The sequence below is a fragment of the Bacillus sp. EB106-06-01-XG163 genome (genome assembly GCF_058791615.1).
In genome coordinates, this window is record NZ_JBYTDS010000007.1 from 1 (window position 1) to 17,146 (window position 17,146).

General features: G+C 46.1%; 18 protein-coding genes, 2 tRNA genes and 1 riboswitch. Of the genes, 9 read left to right on the forward strand and 11 right to left on the reverse strand.

What is annotated here, in order from left to right:
- Positions 1-150: 150 nt before the first annotated feature.
- From AC3WTF_RS09955 to AC3WTF_RS09970, 4 genes are all read right to left on the reverse strand, one after another.
- A tRNA-Gly gene (locus AC3WTF_RS09955) sits at positions 151-224 on the reverse strand.
- 8 nt (positions 225-232) lie between these two features.
- Positions 233-309, reverse strand: a tRNA-Arg gene (locus AC3WTF_RS09960).
- Positions 310-612: 303 nt separating this feature from the next.
- The gene (locus AC3WTF_RS09965) at positions 613-2,031 is read right to left on the reverse strand and encodes a sugar porter family MFS transporter (protein ID WP_020955416.1); all 1,419 of its coding nucleotides are present in this window, start codon (positions 2,029-2,031) and stop codon (positions 613-615) included.
- A gap of 427 nt (positions 2,032-2,458) precedes the next feature.
- Positions 2,459-3,460, reverse strand: a complete 1,002-nt coding sequence (locus AC3WTF_RS09970) for an NADPH:quinone oxidoreductase family protein (protein ID WP_020955415.1) — start codon at positions 3,458-3,460, stop codon at positions 2,459-2,461.
- Between the two features lie 127 nt (positions 3,461-3,587).
- Here AC3WTF_RS09970 and AC3WTF_RS09975 point away from each other — a divergent pair, with 127 nt between their 5' ends.
- The 6 genes from AC3WTF_RS09975 (at position 3,588) to AC3WTF_RS10000 (ending at position 8,235) form a co-directional block, all read left to right on the forward strand.
- Positions 3,588-4,055, forward strand: a complete 468-nt coding sequence (locus tag AC3WTF_RS09975; RefSeq protein WP_020955414.1) for an SRPBCC family protein — start codon at positions 3,588-3,590, stop codon at positions 4,053-4,055.
- Between the two features lie 111 nt (positions 4,056-4,166).
- Positions 4,167-5,021 carry a manganese catalase family protein gene (locus tag AC3WTF_RS09980; RefSeq protein WP_007409292.1) on the forward strand — a complete coding sequence of 285 codons (855 nt, stop codon included), beginning with the start codon at positions 4,167-4,169 and terminating at the stop codon, positions 5,019-5,021.
- A gap of 237 nt (positions 5,022-5,258) precedes the next feature.
- A complete protein-coding gene (locus AC3WTF_RS09985) occupies positions 5,259-6,821 on the forward strand; it encodes an APC family permease (protein ID WP_015239284.1) in 1,563 nt (520 codons plus the stop codon).
- Positions 6,822-6,937: 116 nt separating this feature from the next.
- Positions 6,938-7,519, forward strand: a complete 582-nt coding sequence (locus AC3WTF_RS09990; RefSeq protein WP_007409294.1) for a TetR/AcrR family transcriptional regulator — start codon at positions 6,938-6,940, stop codon at positions 7,517-7,519.
- 72 nt (positions 7,520-7,591) lie between these two features.
- A complete protein-coding gene (locus tag AC3WTF_RS09995; protein ID WP_003156023.1) occupies positions 7,592-7,921 on the forward strand; it encodes a DMT family transporter in 330 nt (109 codons plus the stop codon).
- Positions 7,921-8,235: a DMT family transporter gene (locus AC3WTF_RS10000; protein ID WP_007409295.1), complete on the forward strand. Its 315-nt coding sequence runs from the start codon at positions 7,921-7,923 to the stop codon at positions 8,233-8,235. The genes AC3WTF_RS09995 and AC3WTF_RS10000 overlap by 1 nt, the downstream gene beginning before the upstream one ends.
- A gap of 59 nt (positions 8,236-8,294) precedes the next feature.
- Here the strand turns inward: AC3WTF_RS10000 and AC3WTF_RS10005 are convergent, their stop codons facing one another.
- The 3 genes from AC3WTF_RS10005 to AC3WTF_RS10015 form a co-directional block, all read right to left on the reverse strand.
- Positions 8,295-9,509 (reverse strand): CynX/NimT family MFS transporter, encoded by a 1,215-nt coding sequence (locus tag AC3WTF_RS10005; protein WP_012116961.1) that lies wholly within the window; start codon positions 9,507-9,509, stop codon positions 8,295-8,297.
- A complete protein-coding gene (locus tag AC3WTF_RS10010; protein WP_015239283.1) occupies positions 9,499-10,185 on the reverse strand; it encodes a FadR/GntR family transcriptional regulator in 687 nt (228 codons plus the stop codon). The genes AC3WTF_RS10005 and AC3WTF_RS10010 overlap by 11 nt, the downstream gene beginning before the upstream one ends.
- 121 nt (positions 10,186-10,306) lie before the next feature.
- A complete protein-coding gene (locus tag AC3WTF_RS10015) occupies positions 10,307-11,023 on the reverse strand; it encodes a GntR family transcriptional regulator (protein ID WP_015239282.1) in 717 nt (238 codons plus the stop codon).
- A gap of 177 nt (positions 11,024-11,200) precedes the next feature.
- Positions 11,201-11,300, forward strand: a riboswitch (purine riboswitch).
- Between the two features lie 54 nt (positions 11,301-11,354).
- Between AC3WTF_RS10015 and AC3WTF_RS10020 the strand changes: the two genes are divergently transcribed.
- Complete coding sequence (locus tag AC3WTF_RS10020) at positions 11,355-12,515, forward strand: MFS transporter (RefSeq protein WP_007409299.1); 1,161 nt, start codon at positions 11,355-11,357, stop codon at positions 12,513-12,515.
- Between the two features lie 51 nt (positions 12,516-12,566).
- Here the strand turns inward: AC3WTF_RS10020 and AC3WTF_RS10025 are convergent, their stop codons facing one another.
- A complete protein-coding gene (locus AC3WTF_RS10025) occupies positions 12,567-13,133 on the reverse strand; it encodes a YdhK family protein (protein WP_032870442.1) in 567 nt (188 codons plus the stop codon).
- Positions 13,134-13,329: 196 nt separating this feature from the next.
- Here AC3WTF_RS10025 and AC3WTF_RS10030 point away from each other — a divergent pair, with 196 nt between their 5' ends.
- A complete protein-coding gene (locus AC3WTF_RS10030) occupies positions 13,330-13,503 on the forward strand; it encodes a hypothetical protein (protein ID WP_165458413.1) in 174 nt (57 codons plus the stop codon).
- Positions 13,504-13,555: 52 nt separating this feature from the next.
- On the opposite strand, the gene AC3WTF_RS10035 is transcribed toward AC3WTF_RS10030, so the two are convergent.
- On the reverse strand, positions 13,556-14,914 hold the full coding sequence (locus AC3WTF_RS10035) for a serine hydrolase domain-containing protein (protein WP_492314250.1): 1,359 nt from the start codon (positions 14,912-14,914) through the stop codon (positions 13,556-13,558).
- 136 nt (positions 14,915-15,050) lie between these two features.
- Positions 15,051-15,320, reverse strand: coding sequence for a hypothetical protein (locus tag AC3WTF_RS10040; protein WP_007409303.1), 270 nt, complete (start codon positions 15,318-15,320; stop codon positions 15,051-15,053).
- A gap of 229 nt (positions 15,321-15,549) precedes the next feature.
- Between AC3WTF_RS10040 and AC3WTF_RS10045 the strand changes: the two genes are divergently transcribed.
- Entirely contained in the window at positions 15,550-15,804 is a 255-nt protein-coding gene (locus tag AC3WTF_RS10045; protein WP_007409304.1) for a hypothetical protein, read from the forward strand.
- Between the two features lie 57 nt (positions 15,805-15,861).
- Here the strand turns inward: AC3WTF_RS10045 and AC3WTF_RS10050 are convergent, their stop codons facing one another.
- On the reverse strand, positions 15,862-17,055 hold the full coding sequence (locus AC3WTF_RS10050) for a macrolide family glycosyltransferase (protein ID WP_007409305.1): 1,194 nt from the start codon (positions 17,053-17,055) through the stop codon (positions 15,862-15,864).
- Positions 17,056-17,146 lie beyond the last annotated feature (91 nt).

Genomic DNA, 17,146 nt, shown 5'->3' on the forward strand with positions numbered 1-17,146 from the left:
ATTAGGCACGCCGCCAGCGTTCGTCCTGAGCCAGGATCAAACTCTCCGATAAAGTAGTTTGACTGACTACGCACATCACTGTGCGATTTTTTTAAAACTTTGAATTAACAGGTACGTTTTGTCTTGTTTAGTTTTCAAAGATCATTATAATGGAGCGGGTGATGAGAATCGAACTCACGACATCAGCTTGGAAGGCTGAGGTTTTACCACTAAACTACACCCGCGTTTGAATTGGCGCGCCCGAGAGGAGTCGAACCCCTAACCTTTTGATCCGTAGTCAAACGCTCTATCCAATTGAGCTACGGGCGCTTATCAGGCGACTTAACTATCATACTACCAATCAGTTATGATGTCAAGTGTTTTTTTTATTTCTTTTCGAAGTCTTTTTCTCGACCTCATTCATTATACACGCTTTTGAGAATTTGTAAAGTCTTTTTTTAAAAGATCATTTTCTCATTTGTTGTTTTCGCTTTGTTCATCAGCGACGTTTAATAATATACCATGCACTTTAAATTAGGTCAACACTTTTACGAAACTTTTTTCTCACTTATTATTCCCTTCTATATAATAAATAAAAAAGCAGGATTCCTAGGAACCCCGCGTCTATTCAGATTACCCGCTCACCTCGGCTTCTGCGCTATTACGATCTGTTTTTTCATAAGCACGGAAGTTTTGTTCAAGCTGTTCGAGCGACAGACCTTTCGTTTCCGGAAGGAACCTTTTCACAAATATAACGGACGCTATCCCTAACAGGACAAAAATGAAGAAGGTTGCAGACAATCCGATGTTTGCGAGCAGGATCGGAAAAGTGAAACCTACAAGGAAGTTCACGATCCAGAGGCAGAAGACAGTGACCCCCATACCAAGTCCCCGCAATCGAAGCGGGAATATCTCCGACAGCATCAGCCAGGTCACCGGAGAGACAGCCCCCTGCTGAAACGCAAGGAAAGTGACTGTTAATGAAAGAACCACATAAGGAAGAGCAGGTGATCCTTTCAGCACGACAGACAGAACTCCGATCAAAAGCAGCACCGCAGTCGTTCCGATCAGCCCCGTCATCAGCATCGGGCGGCGGCCGACTTTGCCGAGAAGCCATATTCCTACAAAAGTCGCGAGCACCGAAATCACACCGTTAGCGATATTGCCGATTAATGCGGCTTTTGTCTCGAAACCGGCATCTTTTAAAATTTGAGTTCCATAATACATAATTGAATTCACGCCGGTGAGCTGCTGCACTACCGCAATTCCGATCCCGATAAACACAATGCGGCGCACCCACGGAACGGCAAGATCCTTAAAGGCGGCCTGCTCCATCTCAGCTTCCTTATGAAAGGCAGATTCAATCTCAGTGAGCTCAGACTTCGCTTTCTCTTCATTCCTTATTCGCCGGAGAACGTGCAGAGCATCTTCTTTTCTCCCTTTAGAAACCAGCCAGCGCGGACTTTCAGGAACTTTCAGCATACCGAAAAACAAGAATACCGCCGGAAGGGCCGCGATAACGAGCATATAACGCCAGGCGTGAGAGGTATCACCAAGCACATTGCCGATGATAGCATTACACGTAAAGGCAAGCAGCTGGCCTGTTACAATCATCAATTCATTTTGGGTAACCATTCTCCCTCGGCTTTCCGCCGGCGACATTTCAGCCAAATACGCCGGAACGGTTACGGATGCTCCCCCGACGGCAAGCCCCAGCAGAAAACGGGAGATGATCATAACAGATACGTTAGGCGCCAGTGTACATCCAAGCGTCGCTGCAAAGAACAAAACGGCAAGGATAAGGATATTTTTACGTCTGCCGTTATAGTCCGACAATCTCCCTCCGAAAACTGCGCCGATCGCAGCACCCAAGAGCAGGGAGCTCGCCACCATCCCTTCAGTCAAAGCGGTAAGATTAAGCTGGTCAGCTTCCGCCATGAACGGCAGCGCCCCATTAATTACACCTGTATCGTAGCCGAAAAGTAGACCCCCGAACGTCGATACTAAAATGATGGTTCTCAAAAATGAATGCTGGCTGCTATTTTTATTCATCTTCAAATCCTCCTAGTTTTACACAGAGATAATATCGGAATATTCAGTTATCAATATTTACACCTATAACGTCTGCATACAAGTTCTGACCGTCCAAAACAGTTATATAAGAAGAAAATAATCTGAAAGCGTTATCATTTATAGTGATTATCCGCTCTCCCCTCTCGTCAAATTGTTATTTTATAGTTACTTTATAGTGAAGTTATAATGATATTATTGGCACTTATGTTATTATCATAATTTTAAAAGCGCTTTCAGTCAATGAATATTTCAGAAAATTTTATAACTTACCTTTATATTACCTATATGTAACCAATTTATGTTTTTAATCAACTAATTTTCACTATATTATCAATAGTTAATCTCTTTTTGATAAATAATTGATTATATAGTGAAAACCCCCAATCAGCAGTTGGGGGTTTTTGATTTATTCTTCGTTTATTGTAACGATCGTTCTCCCTCTCGCTTCTCCTTTTAAAAGGGCAGGAAGCGTATCCGGCAGCTCTTCAAGTGTAATTTCCTTTTGAATAAAGGCCTCCAGATCTGCAGGCTTGAAGTCATCAGCTAAACGCTGCCATGTTTTCTTTCTTGTCTCCATCGGACAGAATACGGAATCGATTCCCAAGAGACTGACGCCGCGCAATATAAACGGAAAGACTGTAGCCGGGAGTTTCGTTCCCGCTGTCAGTCCGCTCACAGCAACTGATCCGCCGTACTGAATCTGGCTGAGAACTGAAGCAAGCGGCTCACCTCCGACCGGATCGACGGCCGCTGCCCATTTTTGTTTTTGCATTGGTTTTAACGTGCCGTTATACACTTCGTCACGGTGAATGACCGTCTTTGCTCCGAGGCTCTTCAAATAGCCGCTTTCGTCTTCTTTTCCCGTACTGGCCTCGACCTCGTAACCTAAAGTTGAAAGAATGGAGACGGCAAAGCTTCCGACGCCGCCTGTCGCTCCTGTCACCAGCACCTTCCCTTTTTCAGGAGCGGCATGGTTTTCTTCAAGACGCTGGACGGACAATGCGGCAGTGAAGCCGGCGGTTCCGATCGTCATGGCTTCTTTAAGTGTCAGACCTTCAGGCAGCGGCACGATCCAATCTGCCGGAATGCGGGCCATCCCGCTATAACCGCCAAAGCGGGAAACACCTATGCCGTAGCTTGTCGCAATGACCCTATCCCCCTCTTTGAAACGGGCGTCATCTGAGGAAACGACGATTCCTGCTAAATCAATTCCCGGCACGAAAGGGTACGACGTTACGATCTTGCCGTCAGGAATGGCAGCCAAGCTGTCTTTATAATTCACCCCTGAGTAGCAAACCTTAATCAGCACTTCACCCTCGGGAAGGTCCTGAACCGCCAGCTCCCGTACGCTGACTGAAAACCGGTCTTCACGTTGATCGACTACTAACGCTTTAAATTGATCTGTCATCACTACGTCTCCTTAAAATGAATTGAATGGCTTTGGAAAAGCATAAAATAAGTTTGATTTGTTTTCAAATGTCCTGCCCCGTGTAGTATGATCAAAAGTAAAAACAGCGAAAGAGTGGTTACGCATCATGTCTGATAAACAAAACAAAGATAACAAAAACAACAACAGCAGCAATCAGCCATTACCGGACATTATTCATACCGCCGTTTTCAAGGCGCCGATACAAGTTGTCTGGGATACGGTCTCCACTGCGGACGGCCTGTCTCTCTGGTTTATGCCGAATGATTTCACACCTCAAGAAGACAGTGAGTTTCAGCTGGAATCTCCGTTCGGTCCGTCTCCGTGCAAGCTGCTGGATATTGAAGCGCCGTACCGCCTTTCTTTTTCGTGGGATACGGAAGGCTGGATCGTTTCTTTTGTCTTAAAGGAAACGGAAAGCGGAGATACGGAATTCACTCTCATTCACGGCGGATGGAAAGAGCCGGAAGCCGTCATCAATAAAGTCAATCGGAAAAGCTCCGAGATTCACAGTACGATGGATCAAGGATGGAACGGGCTTGTCAACACGAAACTTCGCGGGGCGGTTGAGGCTTAACACAAAAGGACGGACACGCTTCCCGTCCTTTTTTTGATGCCGATACATAAAAACTGACTTTGCAAAGACACTAATAGAAGAACCGAAAACTTCTTTCAGGGGGCGCTGTTTATGTATTATTACAAAGAAGAGCTGATCAATATCATTAAACCGGACAAGCCGGACCCGGCCGCGGCCAAGGTGCTTCAGGAAATTTTAGGCGGGCACTACGGAGAAATGCGGACGATGATGCAATACTTTTTCCAAAGCTCTAATTTCAGAGGAAAAGAAAAACAGTTCCGTGACCTGCTTCGTGGTGTATTTTTAGAAGAGATCGCACACGTTGAGCTTGTCCAGCATACGATTAATGCGCTGCTCGACGAAAGCGGCGCTGAGGGCCCCGGAAATCAGGCGGCAGATCAGGCGCCGCTTGACGAAGCAGTTAAACACGCCAATCCGCACCATTTTATCATCGGAGCGCAAAGTTCTCTTCCTGTAGACGCCGGCGGCAATCCATGGAACGGGTCTTGGGTATACAACCACGGGAATCTGATTTCCGATTTATTGGACAATGTCGTGCTGGAATCAACCGGCGTGCTGCAAAAGACACGCATTTATGAAATGAGTTCAAATCAGACGTTCAGAGAAACACTCGGTTTTCTGATCGTCCGTGACAACGCCCATCAAAATGCATTTACAAAAGCGTTGGAAACACTGGGTGTCGAATGGGGCAAATTATTTCCCGTGCCGAATTATGATATTGAAAAATACCCGGAATGCCGGAAATTCGTTGAGATGGGTTATCATAATACCCAATTTAATTTCAGACTGGATCCGACACGGATCGGAGAAATTCTGCAGGGAACGACGCCGAGCCGAAACGGCGGCGAATTAAGTGTGTCCGAGCCTCCTAAAGGTTTCCCCGTGCCGGAACTTCCTGAACTTCCGAATGAGCACAGCCCCGGACTGAAAGATATGAACTTGTAACAAAAAACGCCTGTTTCGGGCGTTTTTTGTTTTTCTGAATATGAGGTTTGAATGTGTTTAAAACGGGGAATATAAGCCGGGAGATCTTGCCATACGGCCGTTATTATAATGTGAGCACATTGCTGTACATACTTCGTTTCGAAAGTTGTCCTAATTTTCCAGCCGGCCGGCTGGGTATGTTTGAATGATAATGGGAATTATGTAAAGAGAACAATGTCTTTTCTAAGGAGGCAGCGAATGTCTAAGCAAGGAAACTTCCAGAAAACTATGTCACTTTTTGATCTTATTTTAATCGGCATGGGAGCCATATTCGGTTCGGCATGGCTGTTTGCCGTCAGTAACGTCGCCTCTAAAGCGGGTCCATCAGGCGTTTTTTCCTGGCTGATCGGCGGGGGAATCATCTTATTGATCGGCTTGGTTTATGCGGAACTGGGCGCCGCGCTGCCGCGGACCGGGGGAATTATCCGGTATCCCGTATATTCACACGGACACCTCGTCGGATATTTAATTTCCTTTGTCACCATTGTGGCATACACGAGTCTTATTTCTATAGAAGTCACGGCAGTCCGCCAATACGTGGCGTATTGGTTTCCCGGTTTGACCGTAAAAGGCTCCGATTCTCCGACAATTGCCGGGTGGATATTGCAATTTGCGCTGCTCTGCCTGTTCTTCCTCCTCAATTACTGGAGTGTCAAAACCTTTGCGAAAGCAAACTTCATTATTTCGATTTTTAAATATGTCGTACCGATTACGGTAATTGTGGTACTGATTTTTCATTTTCACCCGGGCAATATGACCGTTCACGGATTCTCGCCTTTTGGTTTCACCGGAATTCAGGCCGCGATTTCCACAGGCGGCGTCATGTTTGCATATCTTGGGCTGCATCCGATTGTGGCTGTCGCGAGTGAAGTGCAGAACCCCAAGCGGAACATTCCGATCGCATTGATTGTCTGTATTATCGTGTCTACTATTATTTACACCGTGCTGCAGCTCACTTTTATCGGGGCGATCCCGGCGGATACCCTGAAGCACGGATGGCCGGCTATCGGGACTGAATTCTCCCTTCCGTTCAAAGATATCGCCGTTTTGCTCGGTTTGGGGTGGCTGGCGACATTGGTCATTTTAGATGCGATTTTATCACCGGGCGGTAACGGAAATATCTTTATGAATACGACTTCACGTCTCGTCTATGCCTGGGCCAGAAACGGAACATTATTCAGCATTTTTTCTAAAGTCAATAAAGAAACCGGGACACCGCGTGCCTCCCTTTGGCTTTCGTTCGGTCTGGCTGTTTTTTGGACGCTTCCGTTCCCTTCTTGGAACGCTCTTGTCAACGTATGCTCCGTCGCATTGATTCTGTCTTATGCGATTGCGCCGATTTCTTCTGCGGCGCTGAGAGTCAACGCGAAGAATATTAACAGACCGTTTTATTTAAAAGGGATGAGCATCATCGGGCCGCTGTCGTTTATTTTTACCTCTTATATTGTATATTGGTCCGGATGGCGCACCGTATCCTGGCTTCTCGGTTCTCAAATTGTCATGTTTCTGATCTATCTCTGTTTCAGTAAATATGCTCCCAAAGATGATGTCAGCATACGGCAGCAGCTGAAATCAGCATGGTGGATCGTCGGCTTTTATGTCATGATGCTGATTTTCTCCTATCTCGGCTCGTTCGGCCACGGATTGGGCATTATCAGCAATCCGCTTGACCTGATTCTGATCGCCATCGGTTCGCTCGGTATTTATTACTGGGCAAAATATACGGGACTGCCGAAGGCTATGATCGACAGTGATAAATGACGAATACCGGAAAGAAGTATGGTCTTCTTTCCGGTATTTTTATTTTAAGGGATGACAAAAAAGCGAACATGCGATAAAATGAATGACAGTCATTCATAAAAGGAGGAACCCCTCTATTGGCAAAACAAAGCTCGGGAAAATACGAAAAGATCCTGCAAGCCGCGATTGAAGTCATTTCTGAAAAAGGATTAGACAAAGCATCCATTTCAGAAATCGTCAAAAAAGCCGGAACGGCCCAAGGTACGTTTTACTTATATTTTTCTTCTAAAAACGCACTGATATCCGCGATTGCAGAAAACCTGCTCGACACTACGCTGGACAGAATAAAAGGGAAAACGGACGGTTCTGAAGATTTTTGGACGTTGCTGGACATTTTGGTAGATGAGACATTTCACATCACCCGGCTTCATAAAGATATTATCGTTCTCTGTTATTCCGGTCTTGCCATCGATCATTCGATGGAGAAATGGGAAGCCATTTATCAGCCTTATTATTCCTGGCTGGAAGGCGTGATCAATACGGCCATTGAACAGGGTGAGGTCCACAGCGGCATTCATGTCAGATGGACGGCCAGAACAATTATCAACGTTGTCGAGAACGCGGCTGAACGGTTTTATATCGGCTGTGAACAGGATGTCGATCTCGAAGTATATAAAAAAGAAATATTCAGCTTTCTCAAAAGAAGCTTGCAGAAATGATTGGCGGAGACCGATCATTTTTGACCGCCGTAAAAATGACTGACATTCATTCATAACTGAGGTGACTGTATCATGTATTGGCTGCTTGTATTGATAGCCGGACTGTTAGAAGTAGTTTGGGCGTCCGCCCTGAAGCATGCGGATTCGCTCTTTGATTGGATTGGTATTTTCCTTCTGATTGCCGTCAGCTTTCTGATGCTGATCCGCTCTTATAAAAAAATTCCGATGGCTGCCGCATATACCGTTTTTGTCGGAATAGGCACCGTCGGCACATATGTAACGGGCGTCATTTTAGGCGAATCGTTTTCAATCGGGCAAATATTCTTTTTGGCTTTGCTGTTGTCCGGCATTTTAGGAATGAAGGTATTTACGAAAGAAACTGAAACAAGGGGTGAACATTAATGGCATGGCTGCTGTTATTTATTGCCGGAGCGGAGGAAGTTGTAGCAGCCGTTGCCATGAAACATATTGACGGTTTTAAAAAAAAGTGGCCGCTGATTGTCATGGTAACAGGCTTTATGCTTTCATTCTTTTGCCTTTCCGGAGCGATGCAGGTTCTTCCCACAGGTGTCGCGTATGCCGCTTGGACCGGCATGGGAAGCATCGGCGTTTCGGCCGTGGGCATACTTTGGTTTAAAGAAAAATTCAACCTGTCACAATTGGTGTCTCTGGGGCTTATCCTCATCGGTGTCATCGGCTTAAAACTGACAACGTAACGGCCTGAGACAGCTTTTTAAATAAAAAACAAAGGACCCTAAGCGGGCCCTTTGTTTTTTTATGCTGTTTTGATCTGTTCCGCTTTTCCCGCTCCGACTCCGAAAATGAAGATCAGAACGGAGACTGCGATCAGCATGAATAACGGAACCGTCCAGCCGTGCGTGATGTCATGCAGCAAACCGAATACGAGCGGCCCGAACGCGGCAAGCAGGTATCCGAATGACTGGGCCATGCCGGAAAGCGCCGCGGCTTCATGGACATGCCGGGTCCGCAGGCTGAAGAACATCATCGCCAAGCTGAACGCACAGCCTCCCGCAATTCCGATTAAAATGACCCATAGCGGAGTGAGAGCCGGGCTTCCGAAAAGAACGCCGGCAATGCCGATAAGGAAAAATAAAGCCGTCAGTCCGGCGAGTGCGCGCTGATTTTTCATTTTAGCGGCAGCGATCGGCACGATAAAAGTAATCGGCAGGACTGAGAATTGCATTAATGAAAGCATCCATCCCGCCTTACTTGAGCTGAGTCCATTCTGCTGAAGAATTTCCGGCAGCCAAGCGATGACGGTGTAAAAAATAAGGGATTGCAGCCCCATGAACATCGTCACCTTCCAAGCCAGCGGAGACCGCAGCAGACTGCTTTTCTTCTCTCCGTTTGTCCCAGTCGTGCGGACGGGCAGTTCGCGTCCTCGCATTTGCGGAATCCACATGACAAACGCAATGAAAGAAAGGATAGCCCAGCAGCCGAGCGCGCCTTTCCAGCCTAACCCCGCTGAAGAGGCGATCGGCACGCTGATGCCGGATGCAATCGCGCCGCACAGATTCATAGAAACCGAGTAGACGCCGGTCATGATGCCTAAATTTCCGGGAAACTTATGTTTAATGAGACTCGGCAGCAGGACGTTGCATACGGCGATCGACAATCCCAACAGAATCGTTCCGAAAAAGAGAGTGCCGATTCCGGCGATGGAGCGCAGCAGAGTTCCGGCTGTCAGGACAATTAATGATGACAGTAACACAATCTCGGTCCCGAAGCGCCGGGACAATAAAGGAACAAACGGCGACAGACATGCAAAGGCCAAAAGCGGCACTGTCGTAATGGTGCCGGCAGCCGCATTGGTCATGCCGAGGCTGTCCCGAATTGAGGAAACGAGCGGCCCGACCGATGTCAGAGGCGCTCTGAGGTTGGCCCCTATCAATATGACTCCGATGACCAGCAATATCAGTTTTTTACGCTGACTTGCTTGCAGAATTTGATGTTCGTCTTTAATTTTCATGTTCATCCTCCATGTGTATTGTATCTTTAAATACTGTGATGTATTGGTTGACGGCCTCCATGGCCTGATCCGGTTTCTGTCCGATAATCGCGGCGGCAAGCTGGGTGTGGATCCGTATAGCAGGGGTGATTTCCAACAGGTTATGGACTGACGCACAAAGCGCCTCCGTCATATGCTCGTAAAGATCAGAAAGCATGTTGTTATGGGCCGCCTGTACAATGGTTTTGTGCAGTTTAATGTCGGCTTCGGCATACCGTTTTCGATCTTCATTTTGCAAGGCCGCTTCACATTCATCCAAGCACACCTTCAGTGCTTTCAGGTCTTCGTCATTACGCCTTTCCGCCGCCAATCGCGCAGCTTCTCTTTCGAGTGCGTATCTTACTTCTAATGTTTCAAGCAAATTTGATTTTTTAATATGGCGGTAAAATGCCGCGCCGAGAACACTGGATGAGCTGACATACGTACCGCTCCCCTGCCTTGTCTGAAGCAGGCCGGCATGTACGAGCGCCCGAATGGCCTCACGCAATGTGTTTCGGCTCACATCAAATTGCTTCATTAAATCCAGCTCAGGGGGAATGCGCGTCCCGACCGGCCATTTACCCGATTGAATTAACGATTCAATTTGCGTCACCACTTGTTCTACGAGCGACAGTCTGCTTGTTTTGGATATCTCCATCAAAACACCTCTGAAATTTGTAGGATGATTCTATCATTGGGTAATATAACATAAAAGAAGCGAAGATGTAAATCAGCGGCAACAAAAAAAGAGTGAGTTTTTCTCTCACTCTTCGGCGCTTTTATGAACGTTTTATATTGACTGAGGTCACGACAAACTTGTCATGACGGTGGCGGGAAAATGAATATTCAAAGGGAGTGCCGTTGTCCAAAAAGCCTACATGCTCGACTTCAAGTATCGGGTCATCCGGCCGGCAGCCGAGATATTGCTGATCCATATCATCCGACTTGCACGCTCTGATTTTTCTGTGTGAGCCTGCGATTTTGAGCTGGAGTTCCCGCGTAATATGATCGTAGATGGAATGGTTGAGCACCTCATCATTAATGCCGGGTATAAGGCTCGACGGCATGTACGTTTTTTCAAGAACGTACGGTTCGCCTTCAACAATTCTGAGCCTCACAACATAATAGACGGGAGTCTTTTCATCGATGGCCAAATGTGCGGCGACATCTTGAGACGGAAACTGCACTTCAAACCGGATGACCTTGCTCTTGATATCTTTGCCTTTTAACAAATTGCTCAAGCCGAGAATTTCGTTGCTGACTACGTGAACGTGCTCATCCTGCATGGCTGATTGAATGATAAACGTGCCGTGCCCTCTTTTTCTGAAAAGCATCCCTTCAGCCGCAAGTGTATCAAGCGCCCGCTTCATCGTCATCCGGCTGCACCCGAACTCCGCAGCGAGCGTCTTTTCATCCGGGATCGGCTGATCTATGTCATATACACTGCTTTTAATCCTCTTTCTCATTTCGTTGGCGATTTTTTCGTACTTATTCATCGGTTTCCTCCGGCTGTATAATGTTTGATCTGTATAGACTCCTTACGGTTATCATAAATTTTTTTCCCTGCTTCATCAATGACGTTACAGCCGCCGATATTGAAATTGAAAGGATTTCCTCGAATTTTCTATGGAATCTCCCTCACTATTATGGTAGAATTTTTTGCAGAAACGGACACAACCGAATATTGCATACATTGTATAACCTCAATGATATGGTTTGAGGGTGTCTACCAGGAACCGTAAAATCCTGATTACAAAAATTGTCCCGTACACTTTTTGTAATCAGGATTTTTTATTTTCTAAAAAATAAAAAAAGGAGTATCTGTACATGAATTTCAAAGTATTTCTGCTTGCAGCATCTACCATCGCAGTCGGATTGGTTGAATTAATTGTGGGCGGTATTCTTCCGCAAATCGCTTCCGACTTAGATATATCTATCGTCAGCGCGGGGCAGCTGATCAGCGTGTTTGCGCTCGGTTACGCGGTATCCGGCCCGCTGCTTTTGGCGGTGACGGCAAAGGCTGAACGAAAGCGGCTTTATTTAATCGCACTGTTTATTTTCTTCCTAAGTAATCTGGTGGCTTATTTCAGTCCCAATTTCGCCGTACTTATGGTGTCACGGGTGCTCGCTTCCATGAGCACAGGGCTGATTGTCGTCCTTTCTTTAACGATTGCTCCTAAAATCGTGGCGCCTGAATACAGAGCGCGGGCGATCGGCATCATTTTCATGGGGTTCAGCTCCGCAATCGCTTTAGGCGTGCCTGTCGGTATTATCATCAGCAATGCCTTCGGATGGCGCGTTCTGTTCTTGGGAATCGGCGTATTATCTCTCGTTTCCATGCTGATTATCAGCGTCTTTTTTGAAAAAATACCTGCCGAAAAAATGATTCCGTTTCGTGAGCAGATCAAGACGATCGGGACCGCCAAAATTGCCAGCGCACATCTTGTCACCTTGTTTACATTGGCGGGGCATTACACACTCTATGCCTACTTTGCGCCTTTTTTGGAAAGAACGCTTCATTTGAGTTCCGTTTGGGTCAGTGTATGCTACTTTTTGTTCGGTCTGTCAGCGGTATGCGGCGGCCCGTTCGGAGGCTGGCTGTATGACCGTTTAGGAGCATTTAAAAGCATCATGCTTGTGACCGTTTCTTTCGCTCTGATCCTGTTTATTCTTCCGCTGACAACGGTTTCTTTAATCATTTTCCTGCCTGCGATGGTGATCTGGGGATTGCTCAGCTGGAGCCTTGCGCCGGCGCAGCAAAGCTATTTAATCAAAATTGCGCCTGAGTCTTCCGATATTCAGCAAAGCTTCAACACGTCCGCTTTGCAGATCGGCATCGCGCTCGGGTCAGCCATCGGCGGCGGCGTGATCGGACAAACCGGTTCTGTCACAGCAACAGCCTGGTGCGGCGGTTTGATTGTCATTATCGCTGTCGCGTTAGCTGTATTCTCTTTAACGAGACCCGCTTTGAAAAGAAAATCCGCATAAATGTGAGACCGCAAAAAAGCCAAAGGAATTCCTTCGGCTTTTGCGGTCTTTTTATTTTGCGGCAGCAAGCTCGTCTTCTGTCACCCATTTATGATTGGTTACTTTTTGGCCGCCGTCAGTCGGTGTATAGTCGACCATATAAACGGTTGTCTTTTTGGCTGAATCAATAACCGCTTCGGCGCCCTTCATGCCATTCATATGGGATGCCTCGATCACGGTCTTGTCACCCGGTTTTAACGTTTTATCCCCGGCGCCCTTCAGCTCTTCCTGAATGACCCATTTATGACCTTCGACGCGCTTTCCTCCCGTTTCCGGAGTGTAAGATACACTGTAAACCGTTGTATCATAAGCACCTTTTACGGTTCCTTGCGCATTTTTCATGCCTTTCATATGAGAAGCTAAAATCATGACGTCACTGCCGACCTTATAAGTCGGATTTTCTGCCTTCTTTAAACCTTTCGGCACCTCGGATGAACCCGAGTGATTCATGTCTTCGTGAGAGTGCGTTTCTTTGTCTTTCGCTTTTTCGCTTCCTCCTGAAGATTGGCTGTTGCATCCGGCAAGCGCCAGAACGGGGATCAGGAGAAACATGCTGAATAAAAATAGTCTCGCTTTCATTTCAAGAACTCCTTTGCCTTTTTGATTTTTCACTTTCCCTTTCGTTTCTTCAGTAAAACAAAAAGATGGCCTGTCATTTCTCCTAATTCTTCAACTCTCTCTTTATTGCCTTTCATCAGGTGAAATTGTTCACAAAATGTACACATTAATGGAGATGCAGTATAATTCAATTATCAGATAATAGGGGGAACTCATCATGAAAACGAAGGTTTTTGCGGTGGTATTGGGCGCTGTTTTAATGATTGCGGGGTTGGTTTTGGCAGAAGTTTCGCTTTATATGGAATACATCACAATGCTCGGAGCTATGATTTTTTCTTCTATATTTATGTCAGAGCCGAAAAGAAAATTTCGCGTTATCAAAGAGGTTTGACTTTTCTATTACCGCCGTCTTCTCAGGACGGCGGTTTTGTTTTGCATGTCACTCAGTCTATCCGCACAGCCGTTTCTTCTGTGCCGTCCTGATATAAAACGAAATGCGGGGCTGTTTGTGCTTTATCACCTGCAAATTCAATTTCAAGCGGCAGCGCCCTGACAAAATAACGGGTTCCCGTCATTGGGAATAATTCGAATGGGGTCTGCCCGTCTATTGTAAGATACAATCGGTTTTCTTTTACCGCCACCGATGCATGTGTGTCATCCTGAAATGAGTAATTGCCGGTAAATCTGCTGTAAATCGCAGGATCGATATCTGCTTTTTTCTGATCTGCCGGACGTTTCGGAATCACGTATGGCTGATCAAATAAGATGTTTACAGCCGCGGCAATTACAGCTTGTTCAAATTGATACGATTGTTCCATATTGCTGAGATAAATCAATGTTTTATTCTGGTCAATATACCGGATCATCAGAGTTGAATAGCCCGGCCAGCCTCCGTCGTGACTGATAACCTTCCCTTTTTGGGGGCTGTTTTGAATCATCCAGCCAAATCCGTATCCGAATTGCTCTTCTTCATTCCAATAGCCCGGTGTAAACGCTTGATCTTTAGACTCTTTGCCGATGATTTCTTCCGTATAAAGAGCCTGATCAAACAGATATAAATCTCTAATAGCGGAGTTAACGGTTCCGTCACCTTGAATTCCGTCAAGAAAGACGACATAATCAGTTTCCTCAAGTTCATCCGGCAGCACATATTCTCCGGAATGAACATCATACACATAGCCATATGCATAGTTCGGAATGTTTTCTTTACTCAGCCTTCTGTTATAAATGCGCGTATCGTGCATACGGAGCGGATGAAATACGGCTTGTTTCATAAATTCAGCAAAACTCATGCCTGATACAATTTCTATAATAACCGCTAACACCACATACCCCGTATTACTGTAAAGCCACTCCTTGCCCGGCGGGAAATAAGCATCCGGTTTATGCTGCTTAAGCATATTGATCACATCTTGATTAACGGCAATTCTGTCCCGGTCCCAATGTGTTAAGAACAACTCCATATAGTCCGGCAATCCTGACGTATGATGGAGTAAATGCCGAATGGTAATGCCCGGATAAGGAAAATCAGGAAGCCACCGCTCTATCATATCGTCATAACACAGCTTCCCTTGCTGCTCTAAAATGATAACGCCTAAAGCTGTAAACGGCTTCGATACTGAGGCCAATTCAAAGACCGATTGGTCATTCAGCATCCTCTTTGTTTTCAGTTCTGCAGCGCCGAATGAACCCTGGTATAAGATGCGGCCGTTTTCCGCTGCCAATACAGCGCCGTTTATTTCATGTCTTTCGTCTAAAGTGCTGAAAAGCTGTTCAAACGCTTGTTTTTTCTTATCGTTCATTTCACGAACCTCCATACACAAGCTGATTTACTCTTTTATACGAACGGCCGCTTTAGAAGTTTCAATATTTCCCCTTTCCTGAACACCAGTCAGTATACTGCCGTTCAGGCAGCCGCGGAGGTTTGATGAATGTCTTTTATTCACACAATACTGTGCAGGCTTCGAATTCAACATGCTTCTCGTCTTTATTTGCACCGGCAATTTCCATGGTCGAAAACATCGCACAGACGACGGCTTTGTATTCGTTCATGACGGTTTGAATTTCAATCAGGAACCGTTCGGATGAAGCCGCGTATTCCGTTACGTACTCTTTCATTTTGCCGATAATATCATCTGCCTGACGGCTGAAGCCGGCCGCCTCCAAGTCACTCTCAAACTGGTTTTTGTTGATCATATGAATATGCATTTTTCAAGGCCCCTTCAGCAGCATTTTGTGGTTATATCTACTGTAAAGGACAGACTTGGATAAACTTTTAATAAAATATGAACAAAATATGAATTGGCTCATCGGCCTGACCGGCGGGCTTTCGGCTGTGCTCCGTTTCATTTGGACTACATGAAATAATGACTTCTTTACTCTGTTAAAAACAGCTCATATATGATCTAATACCAGTAAAATGTTTAGGAGGCGGCCTATGTCAGCAGCAGGAAATCGGCAAAAATTTTGGGTCATGGCGATGCTTATAGCGGTCTTCACCGTGTTCGTTTTCTCTTTTTCTGAGAATCATTCACAAAAGAACTGGCACACGGCGGTTGACCAGGCGTCAGTGAATGTCTTCGGCCAGCAGATCTTTGAAAAAGACCGTCTGGCAAAAACACTCGACGCACGTGAGGCAGAATCTCTTTTGACTCTTGTGAAACTTGCAAATGCAGAACATCACATCATCTAAAAGCCATTATAAAAAGCCTGTTTCCCTTTGACAGAGGAAACAGGCTTTTTCCATGTATTATTGAGCATGTTTTTGTTCAATAAACCGGTCGATCCGGGCGAGAACATCCTTCATGTCCGTACATTCTTTAAAGCTTTCATTAATGGCTTGAATGCCTTGTTTGTATTTTCCGTTATGCAGCACTTCTTCCGCGGCAAGCTTTACCTTTTCAGCGCTTACTTCATCTTTTTGCACTGTATAGCCTGCATCCAATTCAGTCAGGCGGCGCGCAACCATCGGCTGGTCTTTATCGTGCGGGATGACGACCAGCGGCACTTGATAATGAATGCCTTCATTTACACTGTTCATTCCGCCATGCGTGACAAACACGTCGGCCTGCTCCAGCACTTCAAGCTGCGGCACGTACGGGGCGATGATAAAGTTTTCCGGCGCCTGTTTGATTTTCGACAGATCGGCTTTTTCCCCGGCGGCAATGACTACTTTTCCTTCAAAATCTGAGAACGCGTCTATGCACAGATTGAAAAACGCTTCCGTGTCCCCGAGCACCGTTCCCATTGAGATATAAATGACTTTTTCATTCTTTAATGCGTCAATCGGGAAGTCGACGCGCCCTTTTCTCTTCGGAAAACTCGGACCGATAAATAAATACTCATCTCCGAATGTCTCACTTTCGGGCTGAAAATATCTGCTTGTATAGACGACGTTCAATTCACCTGTGTTGTTCATAAATTGAACCATGCTGTCAGGGGCGACACCGTATTTGTCTTTCATCTCGGCCAACAGCTCTTCACATTCCCTGTCCGGCTGAAACGGCACGCCCGATTCCGGGTGGAGCGGCAGTATTTTCAGACGGTCTTCATTGAACAGGAAGGATGCTGAAGAAGAGATGCCGGGAATGTTGAGATAGTCCCGCACCAGCTCTCCCGCACCGAATTTATCATAATAGACGGCGTCGAATTGAATGTCCTCTGCAAGCCGCTGCACAATATGTAAAATCTCCAGTGACGTTTTGATATGAACCTTTAAAAATGCAAGTATGCCGGACGGACTGCCGGGATCAATGGGTGTCATTCTGAGCAGATCGCTGTGAAGATGAACTTTCGCTCCTACTCCTTCCAGTCTGCTTTTGTATTTTTCCGTTGAGATATAATGAACGTGATCGCCCCGTTCGCTGAAGGCCTTTGTCATACCCAAAGTCGGGTTTACGTGTCCTTCTGCGGGAAAATTGATCATCAGAATATGTTTCGCCATTTTTCAATCTCCTTTGCTTGTTTTGCGTCTCTTCCATATCCATCATAAATGACGCGGAAAAAATCATGCAAGGAACATCCGTCAGGTCTTT

What these genes read in the sequence shown, in the direction of transcription:
- AC3WTF_RS09965 (WP_020955416.1), bottom strand. Translation starts at nt 2,031, where the DNA reads ATGAATAAAAATAGCAGCCAGCATTCATTTTTGAGAACCATCATTTTA.
- AC3WTF_RS09970 (WP_020955415.1), bottom strand. Translation starts at nt 3,460, where the DNA reads ATGACAGATCAATTTAAAGCGTTAGTAGTCGATCAACGTGAAGACCGG.
- AC3WTF_RS09975 (WP_020955414.1), top strand. Translation starts at nt 3,588, where the DNA reads ATGTCTGATAAACAAAACAAAGATAACAAAAACAACAACAGCAGCAAT.
- AC3WTF_RS09980 (WP_007409292.1), top strand. Translation starts at nt 4,167, where the DNA reads ATGTATTATTACAAAGAAGAGCTGATCAATATCATTAAACCGGACAAG.
- AC3WTF_RS09985 (WP_015239284.1), top strand. Translation starts at nt 5,259, where the DNA reads ATGTCTAAGCAAGGAAACTTCCAGAAAACTATGTCACTTTTTGATCTT.
- AC3WTF_RS09995 (WP_003156023.1), top strand. Translation starts at nt 7,592, where the DNA reads ATGTATTGGCTGCTTGTATTGATAGCCGGACTGTTAGAAGTAGTTTGG.
- AC3WTF_RS10000 (WP_007409295.1), top strand. Translation starts at nt 7,921, where the DNA reads ATGGCATGGCTGCTGTTATTTATTGCCGGAGCGGAGGAAGTTGTAGCA.
- AC3WTF_RS10005 (WP_012116961.1), bottom strand. Translation starts at nt 9,509, where the DNA reads ATGAAAATTAAAGACGAACATCAAATTCTGCAAGCAAGTCAGCGTAAA.
- AC3WTF_RS10010 (WP_015239283.1), bottom strand. Translation starts at nt 10,185, where the DNA reads ATGGAGATATCCAAAACAAGCAGACTGTCGCTCGTAGAACAAGTGGTG.
- AC3WTF_RS10015 (WP_015239282.1), bottom strand. Translation starts at nt 11,023, where the DNA reads ATGAATAAGTACGAAAAAATCGCCAACGAAATGAGAAAGAGGATTAAA.
- AC3WTF_RS10020 (WP_007409299.1), top strand. Translation starts at nt 11,355, where the DNA reads ATGAATTTCAAAGTATTTCTGCTTGCAGCATCTACCATCGCAGTCGGA.
- AC3WTF_RS10025 (WP_032870442.1), bottom strand. Translation starts at nt 13,133, where the DNA reads ATGAAAGCGAGACTATTTTTATTCAGCATGTTTCTCCTGATCCCCGTT.
- AC3WTF_RS10030 (WP_165458413.1), top strand. Translation starts at nt 13,330, where the DNA reads ATGAAAACGAAGGTTTTTGCGGTGGTATTGGGCGCTGTTTTAATGATT.
- AC3WTF_RS10035 (WP_492314250.1), bottom strand. Translation starts at nt 14,914, where the DNA reads ATGAACGATAAGAAAAAACAAGCGTTTGAACAGCTTTTCAGCACTTTA.
- AC3WTF_RS10040 (WP_007409303.1), bottom strand. Translation starts at nt 15,320, where the DNA reads ATGCATATTCATATGATCAACAAAAACCAGTTTGAGAGTGACTTGGAG.
- AC3WTF_RS10045 (WP_007409304.1), top strand. Translation starts at nt 15,550, where the DNA reads ATGTCAGCAGCAGGAAATCGGCAAAAATTTTGGGTCATGGCGATGCTT.
- AC3WTF_RS10050 (WP_007409305.1), bottom strand. Translation starts at nt 17,055, where the DNA reads ATGGCGAAACATATTCTGATGATCAATTTTCCCGCAGAAGGACACGTA.